The sequence below is a fragment of the Tessaracoccus massiliensis genome, assembly GCF_000826065.2.
GTDB classification, from domain to species: domain Bacteria; phylum Actinomycetota; class Actinomycetes; order Propionibacteriales; family Propionibacteriaceae; genus Arachnia; species Arachnia massiliensis_A.
On record NZ_LN623541.1, the window covers coordinates 120,544 to 135,692 of the forward strand.

Consider the following 15,149-nt stretch of genomic DNA (forward strand, 5'->3'; position numbering starts at 1 on the left):
GTCGCTCAATCCGGCGATGTGGTCACCCCGGCGCTTGTCAAAGACACCTTCCGCAGCGCGCAAGGTCACACGCGCTGCCCAGATGCCGCTTCAGTCCTGCTCTTCGGCGGCGATCTGCTCGTGGTGGCGGACGACCTCGCGGACGATGAACGTCAGGAACTTCTCCGCCAACTCCGGGTCGAGATCCGCCTCCGTCGCGAGGGCCCGCAGGCGGGAGATCTGCTCCGCCTCGCGGTTCGGGTCCGCCGGCGGGAGCCCTGCGCGGGCCTTCAGCAGCCCGACGCGCTGGGTCACCTTGAACCGCTCGGCGAGGAGGTGGATCAGCATCGAATCCATGTTGTCGATGCTGCCGCGCATCCTCTTCAGTTCGGCGAGGGCCTCGTCGTGGGAGATCACCATGATCAGAGCAGGATGAGGTCGATGCGCTGGAACGACTTGAGATCGGTGTAGCCGGTCAGCGCCATGGCCTTGCGGAGGCCGCCGGCCAGGTTCATGGTGCCGTCCGGGACGCGCGACGGGCCGAAGACGACCTCCTCGAGGGTGCCCACCTGATCGAAGAACGAGCGCTGGCCGCGGGGCAGCGACGCGTGCCAGGCCTCCGAGCCCCAGTGCCAGCCGCGGCCGGGGGCCTCGGTGGCGCGGGCAAGCGGGGATCCGACCATGACGGCGTCCGCGCCGCAGGCGATGGCCTTGGCGATGTCGCCGGAGCGGCCGACGGCGCCGTCGGCGATGATGTGCACGTAGCGGCCGCCGGACTCCTCCAGGTAGTCGCGGCGGGCCTCAGCCACGTCGGCCACGGCCGAGGCCATGGGCACCTGAATGCCCAGGACCGACGCGGTGGTGTGGGTCGCGCCGCCGCCGAAGCCGACGAGCACGCCTGCCGCACCGGAACGCATCAGGTGCAGCGCCGCGCGGTAGGTGGCCACGCCGCCCACGAGCACCGGGGTGTCGAAGCGGTAGATGAAGTCCTTCAGGTTGAGGGTGTCCTCGCCGCCGACGTGCTCGGCGGAGACGGTGGTGCCGCGGATCACGAAGAAGTCCATGCCGGCCTTCTCGATGACGGGCGCGAACTCCTGCGTCCGCGCAGGCGACAAGGAACCGGCCACCGGAACCCCCGAGTCGCGGATCTCGGCGAGGCGGTCGCGGATGAGCTCAGCCTTGACCGGCTCGGCGTAGACCTCCTGCAGCCGCTTGGTGGCGGTGACCTGATCCGACTCCTGCGTGATCAGGTCGTACTGCTGCTGCGGGTCCTCGTAGCGGGTCCAGAGGCCCTCGAGGTTCAGCACGCCCAGGCCGCCGAGTTCACCCATGCGGATGGCGGCCGCCGGCGACATCACCGAATCCATCGGGGCGGCCACGATGGGCACCTCGAAGCTGACGGCGTCGATCTTCCAGGAGAGGTCCACCTCCTCGTCGCCACGGGTGCGGCGGGTGGGGGCGATGGCCACGTCGTCGAAGCTGTAGGCGCGGGAGGCGCGCTTGGAACGCTCGAGCTCGTACATGGTGGAAAATCCTTCAGCTTCGGTTGTAGTTGGGGGCGTCGGCGATGTTGTGCACGTCGTGCGGGTGGGATTCGCGCAGGCCGGCGGCCGTGATGCGGATGAACTTGCCGCGCTCCTGCAGTTCGGGGATCGTCTTGGACCCCACGTAGAACATCGACTGGTGCAGGCCGCCCATGAGCTGGTGCACCACCGACGAGACAGGGCCGCGGTAGAGCACCTGCCCCTCGATGCCCTCGGTGATGATTTCGTCGTCGCTCAGGTCGCCCTGGAAGTAGCGGTCCTTCGAGTAGGAACGACGGTCCCCGCGGCTGGTCATGGCCCCCAACGAGGCCATGCCGCGGTAACGCTTGTACTGCTTTCCGGAGACGAACACCGTCTCGCCGGGGCTCTCCTCACAGCCGGCCAGCAGGGAGCCCACCATCACGGTGGAGGCGCCCGCCACCAAGGCCTTGGCGATGTCGCCGGAGTGCTGCAGCCCGCCGTCGGCGATCACCGGGACCCCTGCCGCGCGGCAGGCCTGCGCCGCCTCGTAGACGGCTGTCACCTGGGGAACGCCCACGCCCGCGACCACGCGCGTGGTGCAGATGGAGCCGGGGCCCACCCCCACCTTCACGGCGTCAGCGCCGGCGTCCACCAGCGCCTGCGCGCCGGCTCGGGTGGCGATGTTGCCGCCGATGATCTGCACGTGCTGCGTGGCGCGGTCAGACTTGAGGCGGCGCACCATGTCGAGCATGAGCCGGGCGTGGCCGTTGGCGGTGTCGACCACCAGCACGTCCACCCCCGCATCGACGAGCGCGGTGACCCGGTCCCAGGCGTCGCCGAAGAAACCGACGGCGGCGCCCACGAGCAGGCGCCCCTGGGCGTCCTTGGAGGCAAGGGGGTACTGCTCGGACTTGACGAAGTCCTTCACCGTGATGAGGCCGGTGAGGCGCCCCTCGTCGTCGACCAGCGGCAGCCGCTCGCGCTTGTTCTGGCGCAGCAGCGCGGTGGCGTCGTCCCGGCTGATCGACTCAGGTGCCGTGAACAGAGGCATCGGCGTCATCACGTCGCGCACCAGCGTGGTGCCCCACTCCGCCACCGGGGTGAAACGGAGGTCGCGGTTGGTGCAGATGCCCAGCAGCTTCATGTCCGGCGCCACCACGGGCAGCCCGGAGACGCGGTACTGGCCGCAGAGCGCGTCGAGTTCTTCCAGGGTGGCGTCCGGGCCGATGGTGACGGGGTTGGTGATGCGGCCCGTCTGGGTGCGCTTGACGAGGTCCACCTGGTAGGCCTGATCCTCGATGGAGAGGTTGCGGTGCAGGATGCCCAGGCCGCCGAGGCGGGCCATGGCGATCGCCATCCTGGATTCGGTGACCGTGTCCATCGCGGCGCTCAGCAGAGGAAGCTTCAGGGTGATGCCACGCGTCAACTGAGCGGTCGTGTCCACCTCGCTGGGGATCACATCGGTCTCGCCCGGCTGCAGCAGCACATCGTCGTAGGTGAGACCCAAGGTCGCAAACGGCGCAGGCACCCCAGATCCAGTCAGTTCCTCGGACACGCACGATCCTTCCGCAAGGCAATGGGGAGCAAGGCCCCAGTCTACGCGCTCTGCCAGAGGTGGTCGAACAGGATGCGCACCCGCGGACGCGCCATCATTCGCAGATCCGCATGGACTCGATACCGGGCACGATCGCCCGCCACTCATCCGGGCTGAGCAGATCCCCCAGCCCCTCGCAGACCTGGGTGCGCGCCGATGCCACATCAACGCCCCAGGTGAACACGGCCCCGTTGTTACCGCCGACGGTGATCTGGCCGTCGTAGAGGTCGACGTCGCCCAGCGACCCGAGGCCGGGCCGCAGCTGATAGAGCAGCGGGAACTCGTCGTCGGCAGCATCCCAGACCAGCACCCGACCGTCTGAGTTGGTGGCAGCCACCACGGAGCCGTCCGGGTTGACCGACACGGAAGACAACCCGGTGTGGCTGTCCCGGACGGTGCGCAACAACTGAGGCTGTTGAGGTTCAGAGGTATCGACGATCATCAGGTCCCCGGCATCCGTGGCCAGATACAGCCGCTCATCACCGGGGGCGAAGGTTGCGCTGATGGCCGCACCATCGGCAACCAGTTCCACCTCACCCAGCGGCTCGACCGAGCCTGCAATGTCGTAGAGCACCACCGACTTCGAATCGACGCTGACCGCTGCCAACAGCGCCCCATCGTCAGAGATGTCGGAGGCCAGCGTGGTGAAGGTGGGCACCACACCAACCTCCGTCCAGCGGGTGCCTTCCCGGCGGACAACCACCGCTTCCTCCACCGCGAATGGCTCGAGCAGCGCCACCTGGGCGCTGCCGTCCGACGGGAACTGGTACGCCACCCCCTCCTCTCGATACGGCTGACGGTAGGTTCGCCCCCACGGCCGTCCACGAGCGGCCAGGCCACGATGCGCCCGTCGTCTGTGGGCGCTGACACCACGTCCTCCCCGACTGCCACCACCGCCCGCAATCCCACCCCTTCCGGTGCTGCGAGTTCGAGGGGAGGCTGTTCAGGGTCATGCGTGGAGATCAGGCGTATCCCCTCCGGGGTGAGCTCCGGCAGCCAGCCCCGCCCGGGGATGAAGAAGCGGGGATCCGGTTGGGCCGGCCGCAGCAGACCATCCGGGACGCTCGGCCACCACCGCACCGCGCCGTCGAGCGCGGCGGTGAGATACCGGCCCCGTACCTGGAGCAGGCCCGTCACAGAGGTGGGCTCAAACCACTCGCGCCCCGGGGAGCCATCCAACGGAAGCACACGCACGGCACCGTCCCCGTACCCCGCCGCGACGGCATCCCCGAGGTGCAACACGCTCGTCACCGCCGAACCGCCCGTCGCGAGAGGGTCCTCGACCGGATCACCAGCATCCAAAGAGACGGCCTGCAGTAATCCGTTGGCGCCGCCGACCACGACGCTTCTCCCGTCGGGGCTCAGGTTTGTGGAGAACACAGTGCCGCCCATCTCGACCGTTCGCACCAGCCCATCGGCGTCCCACAGCACCAACTGGCTGCCGCTGCCCGCCAACACCGCTCCCTGTGCAGTGACCTGCAAGGCCAGGATGTCGCCGGAGGCACCGGCGTTCCATTCCGGCAACGGCTCGAGTCCGTTCAGATCCGCGAGGGAGATCCGCAGCACGCGCCCGGCCTGCACCCCGAAGTACACCGTCTCTGGCCCGAATGCCGCGGAGTAGCCGACCTCCTCTGTGCCGAACTCCCCGAGCTTTTCCGGCTGCTGCGTCACGTCCCAGAGGGAGGCGGTCTGCTGGCCAGCCACAGCGGCCAGCACACGTCCCTGCACCTCGGCCAGTGCCACCGCGAAGAGTTGCCCGTCACCGGGGCTGAACGTGACGGGATCTTCATCCAGAGCCATGTCCCGCCAGAGTGCGACCGAGCCGGAGGCGTCCGCGCGCACCAGCACCGCCCCGTCATCGAGCGAGGCGACTCTCGTGGTGCCGGCAGGCCCCGTCACGCGGTGTGGGACCCCCATGCCCGCGGATTTCAGCACTGCGGCCTGCGCCTCCGGGGTGCGGGCGGTCTCCAGCGCGGCCAGGCTGAGCTGTGCTGCGGTGTTGCGGTCCGAGCCGCGCACCTCCTCCGCGAGCAGGGCCAACTGCCGGGACTGCGCTTCAGCCCGCGCCTGGTCCGCGGCGGCGCTGAACGAATCCGCGCGCCGCACCTGAATGAGCGCCAACACCACACCGAGCACGGCCACGACGGCCAGCACCGAAATGAGTGCGTTGCGACGGCGGAGCTTGCCCACCTCACCTCGTTGCGCCCGCGTCTCCTCCTCCGCCCTGGCCACGCTCGCCTCAAAGAAATCCGTCTCCAGTGGAGTGAGGGCGACATCCGTGCGGCGCGCGAACTGGTCGAAGACCAGCGCCTCCACTGGGATGAGCGCCTGCGGATCCCGGTTCGACTCCTCCCAGACTTCCGCGGCCTTGGCGATGCGGCGCCGGAACATCAGTTGCTCGCGTTCCTCCTCCACCCAGGAACCCAACCGCTTCCAGCGGCCGAGGAGGGCCGAATGGCCGATGCTCACCAGGTTGCCCTCCAGCGTGAGCAGCCGTGCAGAGAGGTACTCCTCGACGAGGGGGAGGCTCTCCTCCGGCAGGTGCCCCACATCGATCTGCCTGCGCTCGATCCCGTCCGAGCTGATCTGCACCAGGTCGAGGAACACACTCCGGATACCCAGCTGATCCGACGGCGACGCGGCGTCGTAGATCCCTTCGGCCAGCCGTTCAAGACCGCCCCAGATGCCGCCCCTGGCCAGGTAGTCGTCCACCGTGACGGTGGCGCCCGAGGCTTCATCCCATGCCTGCCGCAGAGAGTTTGAGAGCATGGGTAGCACCGAGGCCGGCGGCTCGCCATAGCGCCAGAGGCTCTTGAGGATGAGGGTGACCAGCGCGTCGTCCACAGGCCGGCCGCTCAACTCAGCGGGCCGGCAGATGATGTCGCGGAACTCCTCCTCCGTCAGCGTCCCCACCAGGACCGGGGCGGCGAGCGCCTGCCGGAGCCGCCCGTCTGCGGCCACGAAGCCGAAGGAATCCGCGGTGAGCCCGAACACGCAGGTGACGTTTCGGGGCAGGCTCGTCAGCGCAGTCAGCGTCGCATGTGCCGTGTCCTCGGGCATGGCGCGGACCCGCTCCACATGGTCAACCACCAACAGCACGTCGTCCTCGGGTGGAGCCTCCCAGCCCGCCAGTTCCTCTGGGGCGGCGGTCATACAGGTGAAGCGGCCGAGCCGTCCTCGCCTGCATTCAATGCCGATCAGCCCGGCCTGCAGCAACGACGTCTTGCCCGCGCCGGAGACACCCACCACCGCCACGAGCCTGGCCCCGGGTGCCGTCTGCGCCTTCTCCACCGCCGCCACCAGTTCGTCGAGCAACACCTGGCGACCGAAGTAGTGCTCAGCGTCATCAGGACCGTAGGCGCGCATTCCCACGTAGGGGTTGTCCCCCACATGCCCGTTGGCACGAAGCCTCCCGAGCGCGAGCAGCCATTGGCTCTCCGTCGCCTCCTCTGTGAGGCCCAGCAGCCGCACGAGCGACAGGAACTGGCCCTGCAGCGCCAGCGTTGGCAGGTGTTTCCCCTCGAACCAGCCCTGGAGCGTGGACGCCGAAACCCCGGCCTCCTTGGCCAGTCGCCTCAGCGACATCCCGGAGCGCAGCCGCGCTTCACCCAGCGCTTCCGCGAGACCCTGGCGCGTTGTCGGCATCCCCATGAAAAAAACCTAGCGGGACCCAGCGACAATTTTCCGCGGGGTCACGATAGAGCCCGTGAAACACGAGACCCCGCCGGAATCCCGGCGGGGTCTCGAGTCAGGGAATCAGCCGATCAGGCGTCTTCCTCTTCGCGCTTGTCAACCACGAGGGTCTCGGTGGTCAGCAGCAGCGAGGCGATCGACGCGGCGTTGGCCAGCGCGGAGCGCGTGACCTTGACCGGGTCGATGACGCCGTTGGCCACCAGATCCTGGTACTCGCCGATCTTGGCGTTGTAGCCGTGGCCTACCTCCAGGTCAGCGACCTTGGTGGTGATGACGTAGCCGTTCTCGCCACCGTTCTCGGCGATCCACCGCAGCGGCTCGACCAGGGACTTGGCAATCACGTCGACACCGGCCTTCTCGTCCCCCTCGAGGCCGAGGGAGTCCTTGAGCACGGCACCTGCGTGGATGAGGGCGGAGCCGCCGCCGGCGACGATGCCCTCCTCGATGGCCGCACGGGTGGCCGAGACGGCATCCTCGATGCGGTGCTTCTTCTCCTTGAGCTCCACCTCGGTGGCTGCACCGACCTGGATCACACACACGCCACCGGCGAGCTTCGCGACACGCTCCTGGAGCTTCTCGCGGTCCCAATCCGAATCCGTGCGCTCGATCTCGGCGCGCAGCTGGGCGACGCGGCCCTCAACCTCGGACGAGTCGCCAGCGCCGTCGACGATGGTGGTGTTGTCCTTGGTAACGACGACGCGGCGGGCGCGGCCGAGGACCTCGAGGCCCACCTGGTCGAGCTTGAGGCCCACCTCGGGGGCGACGACCTGGCCGCCGGTGAGGATCGCGATGTCCTCGAGCATGGCCTTGCGGCGGTCACCGAAGGCGGGGGCCTTGACGGCCACGGAGGTGAAGGTGCCGCGGATCTTGTTGACCACGAGCGTCGAGAGGGCTTCGCCGTCGACGTCCTCGGCCACGATGAACAGCGTGCCCTTGGCCGCGATGACCTTCTCCAGCAGCGGGAGCAGCTCGTTCATCGACGAGATCTTGCCGCTGTGGATGAGGATGTAGGGATCCTCGAGCACAGCCTCCATGCGGTCGGTGTCGGTGACCATGTACGGCGACAGGTAGCCCTTGTCGAACTGCATGCCCTCGGTGAACTCGAGCTCGGTGCCGAAGGTCTGGGACTCGTCGACGGTGATGACGCCGTCCTTGCCGACCTTGTCGAACGCCTCGGCGATCAACTCACCGATCTGCTCGTCACGCGACGAGATGGTGGCGACCGACGCCATGTCGGCGGTGGTGTCGACCGGGCGGGCGTTCTCACGCAGGCGCTCGACGACGGCCTCCACGGCCTTGTCGATGCCGCGCTTGAGGCCCACCGGGTTGACGCCGGAGGCGACGGCGCGCAGGCCGGAGTGCACCATGGCCTGGGCCAGCACCGTGGCGGTGGTGGTGCCGTCACCGGCGACGTCGTTGGTCTTGGTGGCGACTTCCTTGGCCAGCTGGGCGCCGAGATCCTCGTAAGGATCGTCGAGCTCGACCTCCTTGGCGACGGTCACACCGTCGTTGGTGATGGTCGGGGCGCCCCACTTCTGGTCCAGGACGACGTAGCGACCCTTGGGGCCGAGCGTCACCTTGACGGTATTGGCGAGCATGTCCACGCCACGCTCGAGCGCGCGGCGGGCTTCCTCGTCGAAAGCGAGAATCTTTGCCATTGAATTCCTAAATCTTCAGGGCTGAAAAGGGCCTGCCCCCGTTGGCCACTGCCTGGGGGTAACGGGGGCTTGCCCCCGTTTGTTACTTGGAGACGACGGCGAGGATGTCGCGGGCGTTGAGCAGCAGGTACTCGTGCCCGTCGTACTTGACCTCGGTGCCGCCGTACTTGGAGAAGATGACGACGTCACCCTCGGCGACGTCGAGCGGAACGCGGTTGCCCTTGTCGTCGATACGGCCGGGGCCGGTGGCGATGACCTTGCCCTCCTGCGGCTTCTCCTTGGCGGTGTCGGGGATGTAGAGGCCCGACTGGGTCTGCTGGGTGGCCTCGAGGGGCTCGATGAGGATGCGGTCCTCGAGAGGCTTGATCGTGGTTGCCACGTCAAACACCTTTCTCTGTGATCCGGCCGGGTGGGCCGGCTGAAATGCTTACCTGTTGGGCCTGGGCGTCGTCGCGGGTGCCGCCTAGGCGTTAGCACCCGACGTGGTCGAGTGCCAGACACAAAGCTATCGCGGGTTTAGCACTCAATCAAGCCGAGTGCCAAAGACCCCCACCGATACACCCCTCTCCCCACTGCAGGCCCCCTCCGTGAGCAATTGGATAGGGTCACGGCGCGACACGCCGGTAAAACCGCTCCCGATCGACGGTGACCCCATCCAATTGCTCACGAGTTATCCACAGGCGGAGAATCGCCCCTTCCCTTACCCCTCCCTCCGAGACAGCATCGGATACATGAGTGGGCTGGCAGATTTCCTCCCCGACGGCGTGATGAGCTCACGCCTCGCACCCGAGCGCGCACGTTCGCTCAACTCCTACGCCTTCCGTGGGCAACTGGCTCGCGTGTTGCCAGGCGTCTACGCCCTGCCCGACGCGGCGTCGTCGCCGAATGGCAAGCTGCGGGCGATCGGCGCCTACGGACCGGACCTCGTGGTCACGAAACATGCCGCCGCCGCGCTCACCTGGTGGGAGGACCTGGACCTACCCGAGACCTGGCAACTCGCCTGCCCGCGCCCCATCGACCCCGGGTACGGCCTCGAGGTCGAACAACGCCTGATCCCTGTGGAACTCACCACCAGGCTGGCGGGTGCCGCTCTGACCGTGCCCGAGCTGACTGTGCTCGACCTCATTCCAGAGTTCGATGACCAGGTGGTCTATCAGGCCCTACGGCGCAAGAAGGTGACCATCGCAAGCCTGGAACGGGCGCTCCGCCTGACCCCGAAGCGTCGAGGAAACAGGCGCCGCCGCGAGATCCTCAAGGCATGCGCGAAGCAACCGTGGTCCTTCCTCGAGAAGGAGGGCCACCAGATCCTGCGCGCGCACGGCATTACAGGATGGCTGTCCAACCATCGCGTCAGCGTCAACGGCATCGTCTACTACATTGATGCGGCCTTCCAGCGGGAGAAGGTCGCCGTCGAGTTCGACGGTTTCGCCTTCCACTCGAGCGAGGATTCCTTCCACGGCGACCGCGACCGGGACACGGACCTGGCGAGCGTCGGCTGGCTTCCGGCGCACTTCACACAGAAGACCATCGGCCGACTGGGTGACGTGCTGCCCCGGATCCTCGCCGAGCGCCGCGCCCTGCTCGGCCTCGAGTAGCCCTTGAGCCCGACGATCTGTGAGCAATTGGATGGGGTCACGCTCGCGACACGCCGACAAAACACCTCCAATCGCCCGCGACCCCATCCAACTGCTCACGGCGGAGACCGCAACCACGGCGTGGACTGTTAAGATCCGGTTGAACACTGTTCAAATCTGGAGTGGGAGCCACCATGGACCTGCAGGACCTGGCCACGCGAGCGATCGTCGACGGAACCATCACACCCGACGAGGCGCTGGCGATCCTCCGTCTGCCCGATGAGCGCATCTACGAGCTCGTCGCGGCCGCCGGGCGCGTGCGCCGCCATTTCCACGGGAGCACCGTGAAGGTCAACTATCTGGTCAACCTCACATCAGGAAGATGCCCGGAGGACTGCTTCTACTGCTCGCAACGGCTGGGCTCCAACGCCGAGATCCTGCGCTACACCTGGCTCACCCATGAGGACGCCCTCGCCGCAGCACACGCGGGGATCCGCGCCGGCGCCGGACGGGTCTGCCTGGTCGCCTCCGGGCGCGGACCGTCGAACCGCGACGTCGACCGCGTGGGGCGCATCATCGAGGACCTCAAGGACGAGCACCCGGGCGTGGAAGTGTGCGCCTGCCTCGGCATCCTCAAGGACGGGCAGGCCGAACGGCTCGCCTCCGCGGGGGCGGACGCCTACAACCACAACCTCAACACCGCCGAATCCCATTACGACAACATCTGCACCACGCATGACTACAACGACCGCCGCGACACGGTCCAGCACGCCCGCGAGCACGGCCTCTCCGCCTGCTCCGGACTGATCGCAGGCATGGGCGAGACCGACGAGCAGCTCGTGGAGGCCGGGTTCCAGCTCAAGGGGATCGGTGCCGATTCTGTACCCGTCAACTTCCTCATGCCCTTCGACGGGACCCCGCTCGAGGGCCACGTCGAACTCACCCCCCACAAGTGCCTGCGCATCCTGGCGATGATCCGTTTCATCCACGCCGCCGCGGATGTGCGGGTTTCGGCCGGGCGCGAGCAGCACCTCCGCTCACTGCAGCCGCTGTCCCTGGAAATCTGCAACTCCCTGTTCCTCGGCGACTATCTCACGTCAGAGGGACAAGCTGGCGAGGCTGATCTACAGATGCTCGCCGATGGCGGCTACACCATCTGGGGATCGGACGAACAGCCGAGATCGACGGCGCCCCTGGCACCGGAGATCCGCCGCCGCGGCGCCGGCACGCCGGTGGCTGCCAACAGCTGAGATGACCGCCTGCGACTGATCCGGACAGGCCGACGGCCGGAGCCCGGCCGGATGTCGCCGTGAGCAATTGGATAGGGTCACCGACCGTCGAGGACGTTTTCCCCGGCGTGTCGCACCGTGACCCCATCCAATTGCTCACGGTGGACAGGGCGGCGAGGACGATGTGCGTACGCTCGTACCCATGCCTGCTGGACCCACCCCCTCACGCGTCGACCGCAACGCGCGCCTCGCCGTCAACGCGATGTTCTTCACCAACGGCGCCATCCTCGCCAACCTGGTGCCCCGCTACCCGGAGATCAAGGCCGCGCTGGGGCTGGGCAATACCGTCTACGGCCTCGCCGTCGCCGCGATGCCGGTGGGCGCCATCGTGGCGGGCCTGGCCGCCGGCTGGTTCATCCGACGGTTCGGTTCCGCCCGGGTGGCCACCTTCGGCACCATGCTGGCCAGCCTGTGCATCCTCGCCGCAGGCCTGTCCCCCAACCTCGCGCTGTTCGCGCTGTCGCTGCTCGCGGTGGGCGCGGCCGACGCCATCATCGACGTCGCGCAGAACGCCCACGGCCTGCGCGTGCAGCGCCGCTACGGCAGGTCGATCATCAACTCGTTCCATGCCTTCTGGTCCATGGGCGCGGTCGCCGGCGGACTCATGGCAGCCGCCGCCATCGCGCTGCGGCTGTCGTTGGGCATCCACCTGACGATCTCCGCGGCGCTGTTCACCGTCGTGGCCGTCCTGGCCCAACGCAACGCACTGCCCGGGCGCGACGGCGACGAGCAGGCCGTAGCCAGCCCCGGCGAGGTGGCGGGAGAGACCCGTCGCGGCGTCAACTGGCGGATCGTCGCAGTGCTGGCCGCACTCTCGCTGATCTCCATCGGAGGCAGCATCGTGGAGGACCTCGGCACCTCCTGGGCCACGCTCTACCTCCAGACGCTGGGCGCGCCAGCCGCGCTGGCCGCCTTCGGTTTCGTGTCGCTGGTGGGGGCACAGTTCGTGGGCCGCATCCTGGGCGACTGGTTCGTCAACCGCTGGGGCGAGCGTACCGTCGCCCGCGCCGGAGGCCTCCTCATCGCCGCAGGCATGGGCCTGGCTCTGGCGTTCCCCAGCATCCCAGGCACCGTGGCGGGCTTCGCCGCCGCGGGCCTGGGCTGCGCCACCCTGGTGCCCGCGGCGATGCACGCCGGCGACAACGTCAAGGGCCTGAAGCCCGGCACCGGGTTGACCATCGTCTCGTGGCTGCTGCGCGTCGGCTTCCTCGTCTCCCCACCCATCGTGGGGGCGATCGCCGACAACGCCTCACTGCGCATGGGCCTGCTCATCGTGCCACTGGCGGGCCTGCTGGTGGCACTCCTGGCCGCGGTGTTGGAGGGCAGGAGGGCCACCTGATACGCCAGCGGCGCCCGCCCCGGCGATGCCTGACCAACGCGCCGAGACCCAGCAGCACCGTCATCAACGCCACCACCAGACCCGGCTGCTCCGCACCGGCCCGGTCCACCCAGGACGGGCTTCGGCCAGGAAGCACAACCTCGTGACTGGTGCTGCACTCGGTGCCGTCCGGCGTAGCCCACATGACCTCGACGGTGTTGCTGCCCCTCAGCGGCACCTCCGCGTCGTCGTCAACCTGGCACGTGTGGTTCAGCGTCACGGCGCCGGCCGTGGTCTTCACCACGAGCAAGCCCGCCTCGCAACACAGGTCGACGATGGCAGTCTCCGCGTAGGCGTACGGCGCCGTCGCGGATCTGGTGATCATGCCTGCGGCGGCGGAGGCCTGAACTCGGTGACCGTGTGGAGGCCCCAGTGGTCGGTGCGCAACTGTGCCTCCTTGAGCAATTGGATAGGGTCACCGGCCGTCGAGGGCGTTTTCCCCGGCGTGTCGCGCCGTGACCCTATCCAATTGCTCACGGAGGGCGGGGGGGGCAGGTCGGGGCGGTGAGCAGCGGCGTCGTCCGACGACACGCATGGGGGTCACCATGTTTCACAGGGATGTTTACTGACACCAAGGAAGCCACCTCGCCGAGGCGACGCCCAGGTCGATGTGGAGGTGTGCGCTACTGACACCAAGGAAGCCACCTCGCCGAGGCGACGCCCAGGTCGATGTGGAGGTGTGCGCGGAGACGCCTCCCCCGGGCCACGCCCCCGCCGACCACTGCGCCGCCCACGACCGCGCCTCCGACGCGACCCGTTGAGCGCCCCAGGTGCACGCCGGCGCCACGGCCCCGGCCAGGGCTCCCCAGAGCAGGCGTGAGCAGCCTCCCGGCCGAGCTCACCGGGCAACCGCTGACGTGGACGGGCACGTGGGCTGCGGTAGTTAGCCTCGGGACACCCGCCACCCGACGCTGTGGCCGCCGTCGTATGGAATGACGCCGTGGAACTGGGGGCCGCCATCGAAAACCAGCGGGAGGAAGTGGCGGTCCCCGTCCCACATGGGAAGCTCCATCATGGTGGCCACGTCGTGCCAGGCGAGGGTGCCCTCATCGTTGCTGGCGGGGATCTCCCCCGTGAAGCCCGTGATCAGGAACACGAAGCCGAACACGTCTCGCCCGTTGAAGCCGGGCCAGGCCACGGTGCCCCGCAGTTCCATCCCGGTCACCTCGATGTTCGCCTCCTCGCGGAGTTCCCGGCGCATCGCTTCGGCGACGTCCTCGCCCCGCTCCACCTTGCCGCCCAGCCCGTTGTACTTGCCGAGTTGCTCGTCGTGCGAGCGGGCGACGCGGGGGCACAGCAGCACCTTCGAGCGGTCCGCCGAGGTGATGTAGCCGAGCGTGGTCAGTTCCGGTGAGAAGGGCATGGCTCGATTCTCCTACACACCAACGCGCGGGTGCCCTCGACGGTGCGGGCGAGGATGAGCGTGGCGGCGTTGGGCCCCTTGGGTTTGAGCTGCCTGCGCAGCGCGGCGGGGTCGACGTCGATCCCCCGCTTCTTGACCTCCAGGGTGCCGACGGCGTGCTCGCGCACCCAGGCCCGCAGCCGCTTGGCGTCGTAGGAGAGGTCCTCCATCACCTCGAAGGTGGTGGCGAACGGGGAGGAGAGCGGCTCGTCGGAGGAGAGGTAGGCGATGTGCGCGTCCAGCAGCCACAGGTCGTGCTCCGGGGCGACGGCGTCGAGCAGGCCTGACCGGATGACCGCGCCGTCGGGCTCGATGACATAACGGCCGACGGGGCGCACCGCGAGCTCGCGTCGGTGCTCAGGGCCGAGTTCGCCGCTGCCCACCAGCACGGCACGCGCACCCGCCGGTAGCCGGTTCCACAGCGAGGCCTCCACCACATCTCCGCGGTGGCTGACGAAGGTGGACTGCACGCCGGCGGGGATGAGTTCCTTCGGCACGCCGGGGCCGAGCTTCACGCACGCGAACCGCTCCCCCGCCAGGTGGCCCAGCACGAAGGCCCACGACGGCGTGAAATCCTCCACCCGCCAGGTGCGGCCGCGGGCCGTGCGGCGCGCCGGATCGAGGAACACCGCCGCGCCAGCAGGCACGTCCATGTCCTCCGCGCGACCGACGCGGACCTCTCCAGCGCCCGCCAGGTCGAGGTTGTGTTGAGCCACCGCCGCCGTCTCAGCGTCCACCTCCACCGCGACGACCCGCAGCCCGGCATCCGCGAAGGCCATCGCGTCAGCGCCGATGCCGCAGCCGAGGTCCCACACCTCCGCGACTCCCGCCGCGGCGAAACGCTCGGCGCGCCACCGGGCCACCGGCTCGCGGGAGGCCTGCTCCAGGCCGTCGGGGGTGAACAGCATCTGGTGCGCCCGGGAGAACTTCGCGGCTGCCTTGCGGCGCAGCACGGCCTGCGTGAGCGCCCAGGCCACATCCTCGGGCGCGAAGCTGGCGCGCAGTCGTTCCCCCGCCTTCAGCGACGACGGATCCGCCTCGGTCATCGCCACCTCCAGCGCGGCCAGCCGCCTCCCC

At 68.6% G+C, this 15,149-nt stretch carries 13 protein-coding genes; 4 read left to right on the forward strand and 9 right to left on the reverse strand.

The window, feature by feature from the left end; genetic code table 11:
• Positions 1 to 90 precede the first annotated feature (90 nt).
• The 7 genes from BN1186_RS04765 to groES form a co-directional block, all read right to left on the reverse strand.
• Positions 91 to 399: a chorismate mutase gene (locus BN1186_RS04765; protein WP_040282989.1), complete on the reverse strand. Its 309-nt coding sequence runs from the start codon at positions 397 to 399 to the stop codon at positions 91 to 93.
• A 2-nt stretch (positions 400 to 401) separates the two neighbouring features.
• Positions 402 to 1,502, reverse strand: coding sequence for a GuaB3 family IMP dehydrogenase-related protein (locus BN1186_RS04770; protein ID WP_040282990.1), 1,101 nt, complete (start codon positions 1,500 to 1,502; stop codon positions 402 to 404).
• 13 nt (positions 1,503 to 1,515) lie between these two features.
• The gene (guaB, locus tag BN1186_RS04775; RefSeq protein ID WP_246043242.1) at positions 1,516 to 3,039 is read right to left on the reverse strand and encodes an IMP dehydrogenase; all 1,524 of its coding nucleotides are present in this window, start codon (positions 3,037 to 3,039) and stop codon (positions 1,516 to 1,518) included.
• 94 nt (positions 3,040 to 3,133) lie between these two features.
• A complete protein-coding gene (locus tag BN1186_RS15400; RefSeq protein WP_040282991.1) occupies positions 3,134 to 3,520 on the reverse strand; it encodes a WD40 repeat domain-containing protein in 387 nt (128 codons plus the stop codon).
• Positions 3,520 to 6,729: an nSTAND1 domain-containing NTPase gene (locus BN1186_RS04780; protein WP_040282992.1), complete on the reverse strand. Its 3,210-nt coding sequence runs from the start codon at positions 6,727 to 6,729 to the stop codon at positions 3,520 to 3,522. The genes BN1186_RS15400 and BN1186_RS04780 overlap by 1 nt, the downstream gene beginning before the upstream one ends.
• 113 nt (positions 6,730 to 6,842) lie before the next feature.
• A complete protein-coding gene (groL, locus tag BN1186_RS04785) occupies positions 6,843 to 8,429 on the reverse strand; it encodes a chaperonin GroEL (protein WP_040282993.1) in 1,587 nt (528 codons plus the stop codon).
• Between the two features lie 82 nt (positions 8,430 to 8,511).
• The gene (groES, locus tag BN1186_RS04790; protein WP_040282994.1) at positions 8,512 to 8,808 is read right to left on the reverse strand and encodes a co-chaperone GroES; all 297 of its coding nucleotides are present in this window, start codon (positions 8,806 to 8,808) and stop codon (positions 8,512 to 8,514) included.
• A gap of 352 nt (positions 8,809 to 9,160) precedes the next feature.
• Between groES and BN1186_RS04795 the strand changes: the two genes are divergently transcribed.
• The 4 genes from BN1186_RS04795 to BN1186_RS04810 all read left to right on the forward strand — a co-directional run bounded on the left by BN1186_RS04795 (position 9,161) and on the right by BN1186_RS04810 (position 12,963).
• Positions 9,161 to 10,024: a hypothetical protein gene (locus BN1186_RS04795; protein ID WP_040282995.1), complete on the forward strand. Its 864-nt coding sequence runs from the start codon at positions 9,161 to 9,163 to the stop codon at positions 10,022 to 10,024.
• A gap of 173 nt (positions 10,025 to 10,197) precedes the next feature.
• A complete protein-coding gene (bioB, locus tag BN1186_RS04800) occupies positions 10,198 to 11,253 on the forward strand; it encodes a biotin synthase BioB (protein ID WP_052459808.1) in 1,056 nt (351 codons plus the stop codon).
• A gap of 181 nt (positions 11,254 to 11,434) precedes the next feature.
• A complete protein-coding gene (locus tag BN1186_RS04805) occupies positions 11,435 to 12,631 on the forward strand; it encodes an MFS transporter (protein ID WP_040282996.1) in 1,197 nt (398 codons plus the stop codon).
• A 149-nt stretch (positions 12,632 to 12,780) separates the two neighbouring features.
• A complete protein-coding gene (locus tag BN1186_RS04810) occupies positions 12,781 to 12,963 on the forward strand; it encodes a hypothetical protein (RefSeq protein ID WP_040282997.1) in 183 nt (60 codons plus the stop codon).
• Positions 12,964 to 13,553: 590 nt separating this feature from the next.
• Here the strand turns inward: BN1186_RS04810 and BN1186_RS04815 are convergent.
• Positions 13,554 to 14,033: an NUDIX hydrolase gene (locus BN1186_RS04815; RefSeq protein ID WP_040282998.1), complete on the reverse strand. Its 480-nt coding sequence runs from the start codon at positions 14,031 to 14,033 to the stop codon at positions 13,554 to 13,556.
• Positions 14,012 to 15,118 carry a class I SAM-dependent methyltransferase gene (locus BN1186_RS04820; RefSeq protein WP_052459809.1) on the reverse strand — a complete coding sequence of 369 codons (1,107 nt, stop codon included), beginning with the start codon at positions 15,116 to 15,118 and terminating at the stop codon, positions 14,012 to 14,014. Before BN1186_RS04820 ends, BN1186_RS04815 begins: the two co-directional genes overlap by 22 nt.
• Between the last annotated feature and the right edge of the window lie 31 nt (positions 15,119 to 15,149).